This is a genomic window from Streptomyces sp. NPDC040405 (assembly GCF_055595765.1).
Genome location: NZ_JBVIVI010000003.1, coordinates 720,889 through 736,256, shown reverse-complemented (window position 1 = coordinate 736,256; position 15,368 = coordinate 720,889). Strand labels below are relative to the sequence as shown.

General features: G+C 72.6%; 11 protein-coding genes. 3 read left to right on the top strand and 8 right to left on the bottom strand.

The window, feature by feature from the left end:
• Positions 1 to 10: 10 nt before the first annotated feature.
• From ACZ59A_RS16815 to ACZ59A_RS16795, 5 genes are read right to left on the bottom strand one after another with little or no spacing between them, the layout of a single operon-like run.
• Positions 11 to 1,012, bottom strand: a complete 1,002-nt coding sequence (locus ACZ59A_RS16815; RefSeq protein WP_470959188.1) for a proline racemase family protein — start codon at positions 1,010 to 1,012, stop codon at positions 11 to 13.
• A gap of 4 nt (positions 1,013 to 1,016) precedes the next feature.
• Positions 1,017 to 1,925, bottom strand: a complete 909-nt coding sequence (locus ACZ59A_RS16810; RefSeq protein ID WP_470959185.1) for a dihydrodipicolinate synthase family protein — start codon at positions 1,923 to 1,925, stop codon at positions 1,017 to 1,019.
• Complete coding sequence (locus ACZ59A_RS16805) at positions 1,922 to 3,370, bottom strand: FAD-dependent oxidoreductase (RefSeq protein WP_470959182.1); 1,449 nt, start codon at positions 3,368 to 3,370, stop codon at positions 1,922 to 1,924. The genes ACZ59A_RS16810 and ACZ59A_RS16805 overlap by 4 nt, the downstream gene beginning before the upstream one ends.
• Entirely contained in the window at positions 3,351 to 3,632 is a 282-nt protein-coding gene (locus ACZ59A_RS16800; RefSeq protein ID WP_470959179.1) for a (2Fe-2S)-binding protein, read from the bottom strand. Before ACZ59A_RS16800 ends, ACZ59A_RS16805 begins: the two co-directional genes overlap by 20 nt.
• Positions 3,629 to 4,822: an NAD(P)/FAD-dependent oxidoreductase gene (locus tag ACZ59A_RS16795; protein ID WP_470959176.1), complete on the bottom strand. Its 1,194-nt coding sequence runs from the start codon at positions 4,820 to 4,822 to the stop codon at positions 3,629 to 3,631. Before ACZ59A_RS16795 ends, ACZ59A_RS16800 begins: the two co-directional genes overlap by 4 nt.
• Before the next feature lie 98 nt (positions 4,823 to 4,920).
• On the opposite strand from ACZ59A_RS16795, the gene ACZ59A_RS16790 reads away from it, so the two are divergent.
• Positions 4,921 to 5,859 (top strand): hypothetical protein, encoded by a 939-nt coding sequence (locus ACZ59A_RS16790; protein ID WP_470959173.1) that lies wholly within the window; start codon positions 4,921 to 4,923, stop codon positions 5,857 to 5,859.
• Between the two features lie 27 nt (positions 5,860 to 5,886).
• Here ACZ59A_RS16790 and ACZ59A_RS16785 read toward each other — a convergent pair whose 3' ends face one another.
• Complete coding sequence (locus ACZ59A_RS16785; RefSeq protein ID WP_470959170.1) at positions 5,887 to 6,570, bottom strand: helix-turn-helix transcriptional regulator; 684 nt, start codon at positions 6,568 to 6,570, stop codon at positions 5,887 to 5,889.
• A 166-nt stretch (positions 6,571 to 6,736) separates the two neighbouring features.
• On the opposite strand from ACZ59A_RS16785, the gene ACZ59A_RS16780 reads away from it, so the two are divergent.
• A complete protein-coding gene (locus tag ACZ59A_RS16780; RefSeq protein ID WP_470959167.1) occupies positions 6,737 to 9,919 on the top strand; it encodes a cytochrome P450 in 3,183 nt (1,060 codons plus the stop codon).
• 11 nt (positions 9,920 to 9,930) lie between these two features.
• Here ACZ59A_RS16780 and ACZ59A_RS16775 read toward each other — a convergent pair whose 3' ends face one another.
• Positions 9,931 to 10,524, bottom strand: coding sequence for a helix-turn-helix domain-containing protein (locus ACZ59A_RS16775; protein WP_470959164.1), 594 nt, complete (start codon positions 10,522 to 10,524; stop codon positions 9,931 to 9,933).
• A gap of 49 nt (positions 10,525 to 10,573) precedes the next feature.
• Positions 10,574 to 11,776 carry a cytochrome P450 gene (locus ACZ59A_RS16770; RefSeq protein ID WP_468045498.1) on the bottom strand — a complete coding sequence of 401 codons (1,203 nt, stop codon included), beginning with the start codon at positions 11,774 to 11,776 and terminating at the stop codon, positions 10,574 to 10,576.
• A gap of 184 nt (positions 11,777 to 11,960) precedes the next feature.
• On the opposite strand from ACZ59A_RS16770, the gene ACZ59A_RS16765 reads away from it, so the two are divergent.
• Complete coding sequence (locus tag ACZ59A_RS16765) at positions 11,961 to 15,338, top strand: pyruvate carboxylase (protein WP_470959161.1); 3,378 nt, start codon at positions 11,961 to 11,963, stop codon at positions 15,336 to 15,338.
• Positions 15,339 to 15,368 lie beyond the last annotated feature (30 nt).

Here is a 15,368-nt window from a genome sequence, read left to right as displayed (position 1 = left end):
GGTCGGCTCTTCACAGCTCGAAGCCTTCGGGGAACGGGTCGTCGGGGTCACGCAGATACTGGGCGGTGCCGGTCACCCAGGCGCGCCCGGTGACGGTGGGCACCACCGCGGGCCGTCCGCCGACCGTGGTCTCCTCGACCAGTCGGCCGGTGAAGTGGGTGCCGATGAACGATTCGTTGCGGAAGTCGGTGTGCAGCGGCAGCAGTCCGCGGGTGTGCAGCTGGGCCATGCGGGCGCTGGTGCCGGTGCCGCAGGGTGAGCGGTCGAACATCCCCGGGTGGATGACCATCGCGTGCCGGGAGTGGGCCGCGTCCGACCCGGGGGCCGCCATGTACACATGGTGGCAGCCGCTGATCTCGGGGTTGTCGGGATGGACCGGGCGGGCCTGCTCGTTGATGGCGGCCATGATGGTCAGTCCGGCCTCCATGATGCGGTTCTTGTGGGCCCGGTCGAAGGGGATCCCGAGGCCGTCGAGTTCCACGATGGCGTAGAAGTTGCCGCCGAAGGCCATGTCGTAGCCGACGTCGCCGAAGGTCGCGGTCTTCACGGTGCGGTCCAGGGCGAGGACGAACGAGGGCACGTTGCGCAGCGTCACCCCGCGCGCCGCGCCCGCCTCGACGGCCACGTCCACCACGACCAGCCCGGCGGGGGTGTCCAGCCGGATGGTGGTGACGGGTTCCTGGACCTCCACCATGCCGGTTTCCACCAGGACGGTGGCGACGCCGATGGTGCCGTGTCCGCACATCGGCAGACAGCCGGAGGTCTCGATGAAGAGCACGCCCCAGTCGGCGTCGGGGCGGGTCGGCGGCTGGAGGATCGCCCCGCTCATCGCCGAATGGCCGCGCGGCTCGTTCATGAGGAACCGGCGGATGTGGTCGAGGTGTGCCATGAAGTACCGGCGCCGGTCGAACATGGTGGCGCCGGGAATCACCCTGGCGCCGCCCGTGATGACACGGGTCGGCATCCCCTCGGTGTGCGAGTCGACGGCGTGGAAGACCCGGTCGCTGCGCATGGGTTCAGTCGAGCCCTTCCGCGAGGGCCTTCTCGGTGGCCTTGCGCACCGTGTCGGCGTGTTCGGGGGTGAGCGGTACGCGCGGGTGGCGGCAGGGTCCGCCGTAGCGCCCGGCGATGTCCATGCTGAGCTTGATCGCCTGGACGAACTCGGTCCTGGCGTCCCAGCGCAGCAGCGGGTGCAGGGTGCGGTAGAGCGGCAGCGCGGTGGTGAGATCGCCCTCGGTGGCGGTCCGCCACAGCTCGGCGCAGGCGCGCGGGAAGGCGTTGGGGTAGCCCGCGATCCAGCCGGGCGACCCGGCCACGGCCAGTTCCAAAGCCACGTCGTCGCTGCCGCACAGCACATCGAGCCCGGGGGCCAGCTCGTGGATCCGGTAGCCGCGGCGGACGTCGCCGGTGAACTCCTTCACCGCCACGATCAGCCCCTCGTGGTACAGCTCCGCCAGCAGCTCGGGCACCAGGTCGACCTTGGTGTCGATGGGGTTGTTGTACGCCACGACGGGCAGCCCGGCCCTGGCCACCTCCCGGTAGTGGTCCAGCACCGCGCGCTCGTCGGCACGGTAGGCGTTGGGCGGGAGCAGCATCACGGCCGGGGCGCCCGCCTCGGCCGCCTGCTCGGCCCAGCGCCGCGCCTCGTCCGCACCGTAGGCGGCCACTCCGGGCATCACGGTGAAGCCCTCGGGGGCGGCCTCGATCGCGGTGGTGAGCACGCGGGCCCGCTCCTCGGCGGTCAGGGTCTGGTACTCGCCCAGGGAGCCGTTGGGGACGACGCCGTGGCAGCCGTTGGCCGCGAGCCAGGTGACGTGTTCGGCATAGCCGTCGAAGTCGACCGCGGGCCTGCCGGTCGCCTCCTCGCGCAGCGGCAGCGCCGTCGCGACGAGCACCCCGTGCCATGACTTGGCCTGTGCGTTCATGCGCCCTCCTCGTCGTGGTGTGGCATGGTTCCGCTCTTCAGCAATCCCAGCGGCACCGGCTGGGCGATGGGTCTGCTCGCCATCCCGCGCAGGTCCTCCTCGGTGACATCCCGCCCGGCGTGGGCGGCGGTCAGAGCGGCGGTGGCATAGCCGCACACCCGGCCCTGGCACAGGCCCATGCCGGGGCGCGCGCACAGCTTCACCGCCCGTGGACCGGTGGCCCCCAGATCCTTCACCGCATGGCGGATGGCACCGGCGGTGACCTCCTCGCAGCGGCAGACGACGGTGTCCTCCGTCAGCCACTCCCGCCAGCCGGGCCGGACCGGAAACGCCTCGTGCAGCGCGGCGGCGAAGCCGCGCCGGGCGGCCCGGAGGCGCAGCAGCCGGGCGATGCGGCGCGGGTCGGGGTAGGTGCCGGTGAGGGCGTACGCCGCGTGCAGCCCCGCCAACTCGCCCTCGGCGCAGGCCAATTGCGCGCCCCCGACGCCGCATGCCTCGCCCGCCACGTAGACGCCGGGCACGGTGGCGCGCTGCCGGGTGTCCACGCGGGCGATGAGGCTGCCGTCGTCATCCCGGTGCGTCGCGCAGCCGAGCTGGAGCGGAATCTCGGTCTGCGGGGTGAAGCCGTAGCCCACGGCCACGGTGTCGCAGTCCAGCCGCCGTTGGGTGCCGGGCACGATCCGCCACCGGTCGTCGAGCCGTGCCACCACCGCCCCGGTGACGGTGTCCGTCCCCTCGGCCCGGACCACCGTGGTGCGGGTGCGGTACGGGATCCGGTGGCGCCGCAGGGTCCGCAGGTAGTGGGCGGCCTCGGCGAGTTTGGCGGCGCCGCGCAGGGTGGTGAGCGGGTGGCGGGCGAAGGCGGTGGGCCGCCCGGCCTCGAAGACCCCGAGCACCGTGGCCCCCGCCTCGGCCAGGCCCGCGGCCACCGGCAGCAGGAAGGGCCCGGTCCCGGCGACGGCGATGCGCCTGCCCGCGACGACGCCGTGCCCCTTGAGCAGGGCCTGCACACCACCGGCGGTGTAGACGCCGGGCAGGGTCCAGCCGGGGAAGGGCAGCTGACGGTCGTACGCCCCAGTGGCCACGACGACGATGCGGCTCCGCACCTCGCGGGACGTGCCGTCGCTCAGGGCGTGGGCGGTGAAGCCGTCGGCGGTGCGCTCGATGTGCCAGACGGCGTGGCCGGGCAGGTGGTCGAGCCGGGCGCGGTGGGCGTGCACGGCCGTGCGCAGCCGCTGGAAGAGGGGCCAGTCGTGGTGCGCGGCGCCGTCGTCGGCGGGGCGGTGCCGCCAGTACTGGCCACCGGGGCGAGGGCCCGCGTCCAGCAGCGCGACCCGGGCCCCGTGGGCCGCCGCGGCGGTGGCCGCGGACAGCCCGGCGGGCCCGGCGCCGAGCACCGCGATGTCGTACGGAACGGTCGCGGGTTCAGCAGGCGAGGTCGGCACGGCCCGCTCCCTCCTGCGTCTCCACCACGTCCCCCGGCGCGGCCTCGACCAGGCACGCGCGGTGGTTGGGGCGCCCGTTGACGGTCACCAGGCAGTCGAAGCACGCGCCGATGCCGCAGAACATCCCCCGCGGACGGTCGCCTTCGCGGGTGCGGCGCCAGGAGCGCTGCCCGTCGGCGATGAGGGCGGCCGCGATGCTCTGGCCGGGCTCGGCCCGAACCGTCCGGCCGTCGAAGCGGAAGGTGAACGGGGTCCGGTTCACGCGGCGGCCTCCTCGAATCGCTGCGGGCGAAACGGTGTGAGGGGCAGGTCCGGTATCCGGCCGGAGAGCGCCTGCGCGAGCAGCTGCCCGGTGGCGGGGGCCAGGCCGATCCCGGCACCCTCGTGGCCGCAGGCGTGGACGAGGCCCGGGGCGCGGGGGTCGGGCCCGATCACCGGCAGATGGTCGGGGCAGTAGGGGCGGAAGCCCAGATAGCCGCGGAGCAGCGCGACGTCGGAGAGGAACGGGAAGAGGCCGATGGCCTGGTCCGCGAGGATCCGCAGCACGGGCAGCGCCACGGTGCGGTCGAATCCCACGCGCTCCCGGCTGGCGCCGATCAGGACGGTGCCCGCCCGGGTGCCCTCGACCACCACCGAGGTCTCCAGAGCAGCGTCGTCGCTGGCGACGTTGGCCACGTACTCGGCGGTGTAGACCTTGTGCCGTACGACGCGCGGCAGCGGCTCGGTGACCAGGATGAACCCCTTGCGGGGTAACACCGGCAGCGGCGCCCCGGCCAGGTCGGCGAGCTGCCCGGCCCAGCTGCCCGCCGCGTTGACGACCCATCGGGCGGGCAGGGTGGGCAGGGTGACCGAGTCGGTGCGTACCCCGGTGACGGCGCCGCGCCGGTCCCGGAGGAAGCCGGTCACGTTCACCCCGCTGTGCACGGTCGCGCCCCGGGCGCGCGCGTGGCGCAGCAGATGGGCGGCGGCCAGCACGGGCTGGACCTGTGCGTCCTGTGGGTAGTGGGCACCGCCCGCCACCTCGCGGGTCAGGTTCGGCTCCAGCTCGAACAGTTCATCCGCCGGGACGTCCACCGCCTCCACCCCGGCCGCGCGCTGACGCTCGGTGAGTGACCGCAGTCCCTCCGCGGTGGCCTCCGAACCGGCCACCACCACACCGCCCTTGGCCTCGTACTCCACGGCGGCGGCCCCGAGCTCGTCCCGGATTTCCCGCCACAGCCGGGAGGACAGCAGCGCCAGATCCAGTTCGGGGCCGGTCTCCTTGTCGGACACCAGGATGTTGCCCTCGCCCGCGCCCGTGGTCCCGCCGCCGATCGCGCCGCGCTCGATCACGGTGACACGCAGCCCCGCTGACGTGCAGTAATACGCGCAGGCCGCGCCGATGATGCCCGCCCCGATGACGAGCACATCCGGGGGGCGGGGAATGCCGGGTCGGAAACTCGTACCGGTCATGGCGGTAGCATGTCATATTGCACTGCCCCTCGCCAGACTGCGGCCACGAAGTATGGCTAGAATTCGCCGCCACAGCACAGAACGAGGGAGGGGTGCACGTGGCTACGGGGGGATGGCAGCCGCCGAACAATCCTGGACAGGGTGGCCAACAGTGGGGCCCACCGCCACCCCCACCGAATCCGTACGCGCCGCCGCCGCAGAACCCGTACTACGGACCGCCGCCGCCCGCGCCGTACGGTGTGCCGCCGCAGCCGAACGGCCCGTACCGGCCGGTCCCGGTGCGCCGCCGTCGGTGGTGGCTGCTCTCGCCGCTCATCCCGCTGGTCCGGTCGGCGAACCGGGTGGCGAAGCGGCTGTTCGACAAGGAGGGCGGCGGGCGGGTCCGGGACCATCTCGTCGACAAGGTCCAGCTCACCCGCTCCGTTCTCGGCATTCTCGCGAGCCTGGCGCTCGTCTACGTGTACGGGGCGGAGGACGGCTGGAGCGGTGCGGCGACCGACAGTGCCGCCAATCTCTTCTTGACCCCGTTCCTGCTCCTGCTCACCGGACCGCTGGTCGTGCTCGGCTTCATCCTCTACGCGCCCGCGCACCGGCGCCCGGTGCTGCGCTCCCGGCTGAGCGGCCCGCTCAAGACGGTGGGCTGGTACGTACTGATCCTGGCGGCCTTCGGCGCCTTCCTCTATGTGGTGGGCCAGACGACGCTGCTGCACGGGCTGCACGGCGTGACGCTGTTCGCGGTCGGCCTGCCGCTGATGGTGGGTCTGCCGTGGATGCTGGTGTTCCTCTTCCTGTCCTCCGCGTACGTCGCGCGCAGCGCCTTCAACACCGCCTATGTGCACGCCGCGCTGCCACCCGTGCTCACCACGGTGCTGGTGTGGCTGATCGCGCTCTTGAACCTGCTGCCGGACGGGCTGCCCAACGGGCCGCTGGCCGCCCAGCTGTGCGCCACGTTCGGCGGCCCGCTGTCGGTGACCGCCCTGTCGCTGTGGGAGCTGCGGCGGCTGCGTACGCACCACGGCGTGACCATTCGCGGCTGAGCCTTTCGTTTCGCGGCTGAGCCGCCCTCAGGAGGGCTCCGGCGGCCAGACACCCGGGGCCAGCACGCCGAGTACGTAGGCCCGGGCCACCAGCTCCGCGCGGTTGCCGACGCCCCAGCGCCGGGAGAGCCGGGTGAGGTGGTAGTTGACGCCGTCGGCGGTGAGGCCGGTCTGCCGGGCCATCTGCGCGGTGGTGTGGCCGCCCGCCGCGAGCGCCAGGATCCGGGCCTCGACGGGGCCGGGCCGCTCCGGTTCGGCGGGCGTGGCGTACGCCTCCCCGCCGTCCCGCTGCCGGGGTTCCTCGCCGAGCACCCGCAGCAGCACCAGCAGCCACATCGGGCTGTCGGTGTCGCTCACGGTGTCGGCGGTCAGTTCGCCGTGCCGCCGCGTCCCGTCCGGCGACTGCCACCGCACCTCGATCGGATAGCGGGACCGGCGGCCGAGCCGGACCGCCTCCACGATGCGGTGCACCTGGGTGGCCGCGCTGGGGTGGAACAGCTCCAGCACGTTGCGCCCGGACAGCTGCCCCGGGGTGACGCCCCACTCGGCCGCCATCGCCGGGTTGGCCATCAGGATCTCGCCGTCCGTGCGGCACACCGAGCACGGCACCGGGACCCGGTCGAAGAGCAGCAGGGAGCGGTTGCGCCAGACGACCCAGTCCTCGCCGCCGAGGATCCTCCTGGCCTCTTCCGGCACCTCGGGCTCGTCCATGCCGGGCCTCGCTCTCGTACGTATCTGCTGTTGACACCGCGAACGCCGCGTGCGCAAGTCGATCACACCATCCGGGACTACAAAAACATGTAGTGCGACGGGCGGGCGACCCGGGGCGGCGGGGCGAGGCTGGAGACATCCCCCGCATGGAAGGCATCGCATCGTCATGACCGAGACCCCCCTCCTTCCGGCCGAGACCGCCGACGGCAGCGGCGCCGACGGCGTTCCGCTCGTCGACATCTCCCAGCAGACGAACAACACCCCGATCCAGCAGGCCATGGAGCTGACACGGGCCCATGGCCCGGTGCTGCGGCGCCGGTTGCACGGCACCGACATCATGTTCGTCAGCGACCCCGACCTGGTGGCGGAGCTCTGCGACGACGAGCGGTTCGCCAAGTACGTCAACCAGTCGCTGGAGAACGTCCGGGAGTTCACCCACGACGGGCTGTTCACGGCGTACAACGACGAGCCGAACTGGGCGAAGGCGCATGACATCCTGATGCCCGCCTTCGCGCTCGGCTCGATGCGCACGTACCACCCGGTGATGCTCCAGGTGGCGCGGCGGGTGATCGACGCCTGGGACGCCCGCGCGGTGAGCGGCGAGCCGGTCGCGGTGACCGACGACATGACGCGGATGACGCTGGACACCATCGGGCTGGCCGGGTTCGGGTACGACTTCGGCTCGTTCGACCGCGCGGAGCCGCATCCGTTCGTCAGTGCCATGGTGCGCTGCCTGGAGTGGAGCATGCGCAAGATCGCGCGCCGCCCGGACGTGGACTACAGCGAGCAGGACGAGGCGTTCCGCGCCGATACGGCGTATCTCACGTCCGTCGTCGACGAGGTGATCCAGGCCCGGGTCGCCGCGGGCGAGTCGGGCACGGACGATCTGCTGGGGCTGATGCTCGGCGCCACGCATCCGTCCGACGGCACCCCGCTGGACCACGCCAACATCCGGGACCAGGTGATCACCTTCCTGATCGCGGGTCACGAGACCACCTCGGGCGCGCTGTCCTTCGCGCTGCACTACCTCGCCAAGAACCCGGGCGAGCTGCGCCGGGTGCAGCGGGAGGCGGACGCGCTGTTCGGTGCCGACGGGGACCCGGAGCCGACGTTCGAGCAGGTGGGGCTGTTGCGCTACACCCGCCAGGTGCTGAACGAGGCGCTGCGGCTGTGGCCGACCGCGGCCGCCTTCTCCCGGCAGGCGCGCGAGGACACGATGCTCGGCGGGCGCGTTCCGATGCGGGCCGGGGACGCGGCCATCGTGCTCACCCCGATGCTGCACCGCGCCGAGGTGTGGGGCGACAACCCGGAGCTGTTCGACCCGTCGCGCTTCGACCCGGAGGCCGAGGCGGCGCGTCCGGTGCACGCGTACAAGCCGTTCGGCACCGGTGAGCGGGCCTGCATCGGGCGGCAGTTCGCGCTGCACGAGGCCACTATGCTGCTCGCGATGCTGGTCCACCGCTACCGGCTGATCGACCACGCGGACTACCGACTCCACGTCAAGGAGTCGCTCACCCTCAAGCCCGAGGGCCTCACCCTGCGGCTGATCCCCCGTACCCCGCAGGAGCGGGCGGTGGCGGCGGCCGCCGCGGTGGCCGAGAACGCGCCCGCCCGCGACGCCTCGCTGCCCAACCGGGTCCACCAGGACACCGGTGCGCTGCTGCTGTACGGCACCAACTTCGGCACCTGCCGATCCTTCGCCGAGGACCTGGCCGCCGACGCCGACGAACTGGGCTGCGCCACCGAGGTCGCCCCGCTCGACGCCTACGCGGGCGGGCTGCCCACCGACCGTCCGGTGGTCATCACCGCCGCCTCCTACAACGGGCAGCCCACCGACGACGCCGCCGCCTTCCTGGCCTGGCTGGAGACGGCCGGGCCGGGCGCGGCGGACGGCGTGAGCTACGCGGTGCTCGGGGTCGGCGACCGCAACTGGGCCGCCACCTACCAGCGCGTGCCGACCCTGATCGACGAGCGGCTGGCCGCTCTCGGCGCCACCCGGATCGTCGACCGGGCCGCGGCCGACGCCTCGGGCGATCTCAGCGGCACGGTGCGGGACTTCCGCGAACGGCTGCGCACCGCCCTGCTGGAGCGCCACGGCGACCCCGCCACCGTGGGCGCGGCCCCGGGCAACGCGGCGGACGACGGCCCGGCGTACACCGTCACCGAGGTCACCGGCGGGCCGCTGGACGCATCGGCGCGGCAGCACGGCATGGTGGCGATGGAGGTCACCGCGACCGAAAGCCTCAGCGACCCGTCGTACCCGCGCGTCAAGCGGTTCGTCCGGCTGGCCCTGCCCGAGGGGGTCACGTACCGCACCGCCGACCATCTCACCGTGCTCCCGGCAAACGACCCCGCGCTGGTGACGCGGGCAGCCAAGCTGCTGCACGCCGCCCCGGAGACGGTGCTCAGCATCGTGCCCGCGCGCCCGGGCCGCCGTGGCGGTCTGGCGGTGGACCGGCCGGTGAGCGTAACGGAGCTGCTGACGCACCACGTGGAGCTGAACCACCGTCCGGACTCCGGGCAGCTGTCCCTGCTCGCCGAGCTGAACCCCTGCCCGCCGGAGAAGGCGGCGCTCGCCGCGCAGACCCCCGGGGAAGCCACCCTGCTGGACCTGATCGAGGCCAACCCTGCGCTGCGCGAGACGCTGACCTGGCCGGTGCTGCTGGAGCTGCTGCCGCCGCTGCGGCCGCGCCACTACTCGGTCTCGTCCTCCCCCGCCGTCTCACCGCGCCATGTCGAGCTGATGGTGTCGCTGCTGCGCGACGAGGCGAGCGGCTTCCAGGGCACCGGCTCCGGCCACCTGAACGCGGTGCGGCCCGGGGACACCGTGCTGGCCCGGATCCAGCCCTGCCGGGACGCGTTCCGCATCGGCCACGCGCCGGACCGGCCGGTCATCATGGTGTCCGCCGGTACCGGTCTCGCCCCCTTCCGCGGCGCCATCGCCGACCGGCGGGCGCTCGTGGAGTCCGGCACCCCGCTCGCCCCGGCGCTGTGCTACTTCGGCTGCGACGCGCCGGACGCCGACTATCTGCACGCCGAGGAGCTGCGTGCCGCCGAGGCCGCCGGTGCCGTGTCCATGCGCCCGGCGTTCAGCCAGGCCCCGGTCGACGGCCACCTGTTCGTGCAGCACCGCATCGCCGCCGACGGCGACGAGGTCTGGCGGCTGCTGGCGGAGGGCGCCGCGGTGTACGTGTGCGGCGACGGCGCCCGGATGGCTCCCGGTGTGCGGGAGGCGTTCCGGTCGGTGTACGCGGCCCACACCCCCGGCGCCGACGAGGCCGCGGCGCAGCGCTGGCTGGACTCCCTGATGGCCGAGGGCCGCTTCGTGGAGGACGTCTACGCCGGGTGAGCGGCGTGGCCTCAGCGGTCGGCGGGGCGGGCGCGCACATGCATGCGCTCGCCCTGGGCGCCGAAGAGGCTGAGGAACTCGACGGGCTGTGCGCTCGCGCTGGCGAAGCCATGGGGCGTACGGGTGTCGAACTCGGCGGCCTCACCCGCGGTGAGCGTCAGATCGTGCTCGCCGAGGGCGAGGCGCAGCGTGCCGGAGAGCACGTACAGCCACTCGTAGCCCTCGTGCACCGCCTGCGAGGGCCGGGCGTCGGCGCCCGACGTCCGGCCGGGCAGGATCTGCTTGTAGGCGTGCAGCCCGCCGAGATAGCGGGTCAGCGGTACGAACGTCTGCCCGTGCCGGGTGAAGGGCCGTGGATGGATACGGGGGTCGCCGGTGGGCGGCGCGCCGACCAGCTCGTCCAGCTGGACGCCATGGGCCTTGGCCAGCGGCAGCAGCAGTTCCAGAGTGGGCTTGCGGTGCCCGGATTCCAGCCGCGAGAGGGTGGAGAGCGAGATCCCGGTGATCTCGCTCAGCTGGGCCAGGGTGGCTCCACGCTCCCGCCGCAACGCCCGCAGCCGCGGGCCGACGGCGTCCAGCACCTCGGGAATGTCGTCGTCTGCCATGCCCCCATTTGCCGGTGCGGCAACACATTTTGTCAACCGAGGCCGCCGGTCACCAGGTGACGGGCAGCTCGTGGGCCCCGTAGATGACCATGTCGCTGCGCATCGGCACCTCCTCCGGCGCCACCGCGAGCGCGAGGTCGGGGAACCGGCCGAGCAGTCCGCGGTAGCCCGCCGCCAGCTCGATCCGGGCCAGGTTCGCGCCGAGGCACTGGTGGATGCCGTATCCGAACGCCAGGTGGCTGCTGCGGGGGCGGCCGACGTCGAGCGCCTGGGGATCGTCCACCAGCGCGGGGTCCCGGTTCGCGGCCGGGACCGAGACCGCGACGCTCTGGCCCGCCGTGACGGTGACGCCGCCGATCTCGACGTCCTCCAGCGCGATCCGGACCGGGAAGGCGTTGACGATGCTCAGGTAGCGCAGCAGCTCCTCGACCGCGCCGGGCACCAGCGCGTCGTCCTCGCGCAGCCGCCGCATCTGCTCGGGGTTCTGGAGCAGGGTGAAGGTGCCGAGGCTGAGCATGTTGGTGGTGGTCTCGTGACCGGCGATCAGCAGCAGCGCCGCCATGTTGATGATCTCGACGTCGGACAGCTCGCCGACGGAGGTGAGATACGAGATCAGATCGTCCTGGGGAGCGCGCCGCTTGGCGGCGGTCAGTTCGCCGAGGAACGTGGTGATCGTGCGCATTCCCTGGTCGAACTGGCCGCCGGACTGATCCTGGACCAGGATCTGCGCGCTGGCCCGCTGGAAGGTCTCGCGCTCCGCGTAGGGCACGCCGAGCATTTCGCAGATCACCAGCGAGGGGACCGGCAGCGCGAAGTGTTCCACCAGATCGGCCGGTTTTCCGGCGCCCTCCAGGGCGTCCAGACAGTCGGTGACGATGCCGTCGATACGGGGTTCGAGGGCGCGCATCCGCCGTACGGTGAAGTAGCGGGTGAGTAACCCGCGATAGTGACTGTGTTCGGGGGCGTCCATGGCCAGAAACGACCCCGGACCGTTGCCGCGGTTGTCCCGGACGGTCTGCGAGATGGGCCGCACCGTGTCGTCGCCGCGCCACCGCTCGGCGCTGAAGCGCGGGTCCCGCAGCACCTCCCGGGCCTCCTGGTATCCGGTGACCAGCCATCCCGTACTGCCGCCGACGAACCGGAGCGGGCTGACGGCGGGGCCGGTGATCAGCGTGGGCGGGGGGTCGACGTAGTTGGCGCGCTGCCTGGGATAGGGCGGGGCCTGATGGGGTGCGGACGACGGGGCACTCACGATGATCCTCCTCGGCGGCGGCCTGCGGAATCTCCCGGGGAACGCCGTTCGGTCCCCCGGGCACCATGCCCGAGGTGCGAACTGGATCACAAGGGTGCCCTCCGGCGCGCTGGGCAGCAGTAGTGTCGCGGGCAACCTGTGTTCGTACCGGGCAGTAGGACGGGCAGTAAGAAGGGATTGGGACATGTTCCGCAAGGTGCTGGTCGCCAACCGTGGAGAGATCGCCATCCGAGCGTTCCGCGCCGGCTATGAGCTGGGGTCGAGAACCGTCGCGGTGTTTCCGCACGAGGACCGCAACTCGCTGCACCGGCTCAAGGCCGATGAGGCGTACGAGATCGGTGAGCCGGGCCATCCGGTACGGGCCTATCTGTCCGTCGAGGAGATCGTCGGCGCGGCGCGGCGGGCCGGGGCCGACGCCGTTTACCCCGGATACGGTTTTCTGTCCGAGAACCCCGACCTCGCACGGGCGTGCGAGGAAGCGGGGATCACGTTCGTCGGGCCGAGCGCGGAGACCCTGGAGCTGACCGGCAACAAGGCGCGGGCGGTGGCCGCCGCGCGGGCCGCGGGGGTGCCGGTGCTCGGCTCCTCGGAGCCCTCCTCGGATGTGGACGAGCTGGTGCGGGCGGCGGAGGAGCTGGGCTTCCCGGTGTTCGTCAAGGCCGTCGCGGGCGGTGGCGGGCGCGGGATGCGGCGGGTCGAGGAGCCCCGGCTGCTGCGCGAGTCGATCGAGGCGGCGGCCCGCGAGGCCGAGTCGGCGTTCGGCGATCCGACGGTCTTCCTGGAGAAGGCGGTCGTCGAGCCCCGCCATATCGAGGTGCAGATCCTCGCCGATGGCGAGGGCAATGTCATGCACCTGTTCGAGCGGGACTGTTCGCTCCAGCGCCGCCACCAGAAGGTCATCGAGATGGCGCCCGCGCCCCACCTCGACCCGGAGCTGCGGGAGCGGATCTGCGGGGACGCGGTGAAGTTCGCCCGGGAGATCGGCTACCGCAACGCGGGCACGGTGGAATTCCTGCTGGACCGTGACGGCAACCATGTCTTCATCGAGATGAACCCGCGGATCCAGGTCGAGCACACGGTGACCGAGGAGATCACCGATGTCGACCTCGTGCAGTCCCAGATGCGGATCGCGGGCGGGGAGACCCTGCCGGACCTCGGTCTGTCGCAGGACACCGTCTATCTGCGCGGCGCCGCGCTGCAGTGCCGGATCACCACCGAGGACCCGGCCAACGGCTTCCGCCCGGACATCGGCATGATCAGCGCCTACCGCTCGCCGGGCGGCTCGGGCATCCGCCTCGACGGCGGCACCACCCACGCCGGTGCCGAGATCAGCGCCCACTTCGACTCGATGCTGGTGAAGCTGACCTGCCGGGGCCGCGACTTCGACCACGCCATCGGGCGGGCCCGGCGCGCGGTGGCGGAGTTCCGTATTCGCGGGGTGTCCACCAACGTTCCGTTCCTCCAGGCCGTGCTGGACGATCCGGACTTCCAGGCCGGGCGCGTCACCACGTCGTTCATCGAGCAGCGGCCGCATCTGCTGACCGCGCGGCACTCCGCCGACCGCGGCACCAAGCTGCTCACCTATCTCGCCGACGTCACCGTCAACAAGCCGCACGGCCCGCGGCCCCAGCTGATCGAGGCGGCCGGGAAGCTGCCGCGGGTGCCCGACACGGCGCCGCCCGCCGGGTCCAAGCAGACCCTCACCGAGCTGGGCCCGGAGGGTTTCGCGCGGTGGCTGCGCGAGTCGCCGCGGATCGGCGTCACCGACACCACCTTCCGGGACGCACACCAGTCGCTGCTGGCCACCCGCGTCCGCACCAAGGACCTCCTCGCCGTGGCCCCGGCGGTGGCGCACACCGTGCCGGAGCTGCTGTCGCTGGAGTGCTGGGGCGGCGCCACCTACGACGTGGCGCTGCGGTTCCTCGCCGAGGACCCGTGGGAGCGGCTGGCCGCGCTGCGCGAGGCGGTGCCCAACATCTGCCTCCAGATGCTGCTGCGCGGGCGCAACACCGTCGGATACACCCCGTACCCGACCGAGGTGACGGACGCCTTCGTCCACGAGGCCACCGCCACCGGCATCGACATCTTCCGGATCTTCGACGCGCTCAACGACATCGGGCAGATGCGGCCCGCCATCGAGGCGGTGCGCGACACCGGTACCGCGGTCGCCGAAGTGGCGCTGTGCTACACCAGCGACCTGTCCGATCCGTCGGAGAAGCTGTACACGCTGGACTACTATCTGCGGCTCGCCGAGCAGATCGTGGACGCGGGCGCGCATGTGCTGGCCATCAAGGACATGGCGGGGCTGCTGCGCGCCCCGGCCGCCGCGAAGCTGGTGTCCGCCCTGCGCCGGGAGTTCGACCTGCCGGTGCACATCCACACCCATGACACCGCGGGCGGACAGCTCGCCACCTATCTGGCCGCGATCCAGGCCGGTGCGGACGCGGTGGACGGGGCGGTGGCCTCCATGGCGGGCACCACCTCGCAGCCCTCGCTGTCGGCGATCGTGGCCGCCACCGACCACTCCGAGCGGCCCACCGGGCTCGATCTGGAGGCGATCGGCGGGCTGGAGCCGTACTGGGAGAGCGTGCGCAAGGTCTACGCCCCCTTCGAGGCGGGCCTCGCCTCCCCGACCGGGCGCGTGTACCACCACGAGATCCCCGGCGGCCAGCTGTCCAACCTGCGCACCCAGGCCATCGCGCTCGGCCTCGGCGACCGGTTCGAGGACATCGAGGCGATGTACGCCGCCGCCGACCGCATGCTCGGCCACCTGGTCAAGGTCACCCCGTCCTCGAAGGTCGTCGGCGACCTCGCGCTGCACCTGGTGGGCGCCGGGGTGTCGCCGGAGGACTTCAAGGCCGAGCCCAACAAGTTCGACATCCCGGACTCGGTGATCGGCTTCCTCCGCGGCGAGCTGGGCAACCCGCCCGGCGGCTGGCCGGAGCCCTTCCGCACCAAGGCGCTGGAGGGCCGCGCGGAGGCGAGGCCCACGACGGAGGAGCTGTCCGCCGAGGACCGGCAGCACCTCGCCGACGACCGGCGCCGGACCCTGAACCGGCTGCTGTTCCCCGGCCCGACGAAGGAGTTCGAGACCCACCGGGAGACGTTCGGCGACACCAGCGTGCTGGACAGCAAGGACTTCTTCTACGGGATCCGCCCGGGGAAGGAGTACGCGGTGGACCTCGAGCCCGGGGTGCGGCTGCTCATCGAGCTGGAGGCCATCGGCGAGGCCGACGAACGTGGCATGCGTACGGTGATGTCCACCCTGAACGGCCAGCTGCGCCCGATCCAGGTCCGGGACACCTCCGCGGCCTCCGACATCCCCGCCACCGAGAAGGCCGACAAGAGCAAGCCGGGCCATGTGGCCGCGCCGTTCGCCGGGGTGGTGACGCTGACCGTCGCCGAGGGCGACCAGGTCGAGGCGGGCGCCACCGTGGCCACCATCGAGGCGATGAAGATGGAGGCCACCATCGCCGCGCCGAAGGCCGGCCGGGTCTCCCGGGTGGCCATCAACACCATCCAGCAGGTGGAGGGCGGTGATCTGCTGGTCGACCTCGGCTGAGGCAGAGCCTCACGGCCCCGGTCCGGTGGA

Excerpts from the sequence above, each read along its gene's own strand:
- ACZ59A_RS16815 (WP_470959188.1), bottom strand. The coding sequence starts at position 1,012 with ATGCGCAGCGACCGGGTCTTCCACGCCGTCGACTCGCACACCGAGGGG.
- ACZ59A_RS16810 (WP_470959185.1), bottom strand. The coding sequence starts at position 1,925 with ATGAACGCACAGGCCAAGTCATGGCACGGGGTGCTCGTCGCGACGGCG.
- ACZ59A_RS16795 (WP_470959176.1), bottom strand. The coding sequence starts at position 4,822 with ATGACCGGTACGAGTTTCCGACCCGGCATTCCCCGCCCCCCGGATGTG.
- ACZ59A_RS16785 (WP_470959170.1), bottom strand. The coding sequence starts at position 6,570 with ATGGACGAGCCCGAGGTGCCGGAAGAGGCCAGGAGGATCCTCGGCGGC.
- ACZ59A_RS16780 (WP_470959167.1), top strand. The coding sequence starts at position 6,737 with ATGACCGAGACCCCCCTCCTTCCGGCCGAGACCGCCGACGGCAGCGGC.
- ACZ59A_RS16775 (WP_470959164.1), bottom strand. The coding sequence starts at position 10,524 with ATGGCAGACGACGACATTCCCGAGGTGCTGGACGCCGTCGGCCCGCGG.
- ACZ59A_RS16765 (WP_470959161.1), top strand. The coding sequence starts at position 11,961 with ATGTTCCGCAAGGTGCTGGTCGCCAACCGTGGAGAGATCGCCATCCGA.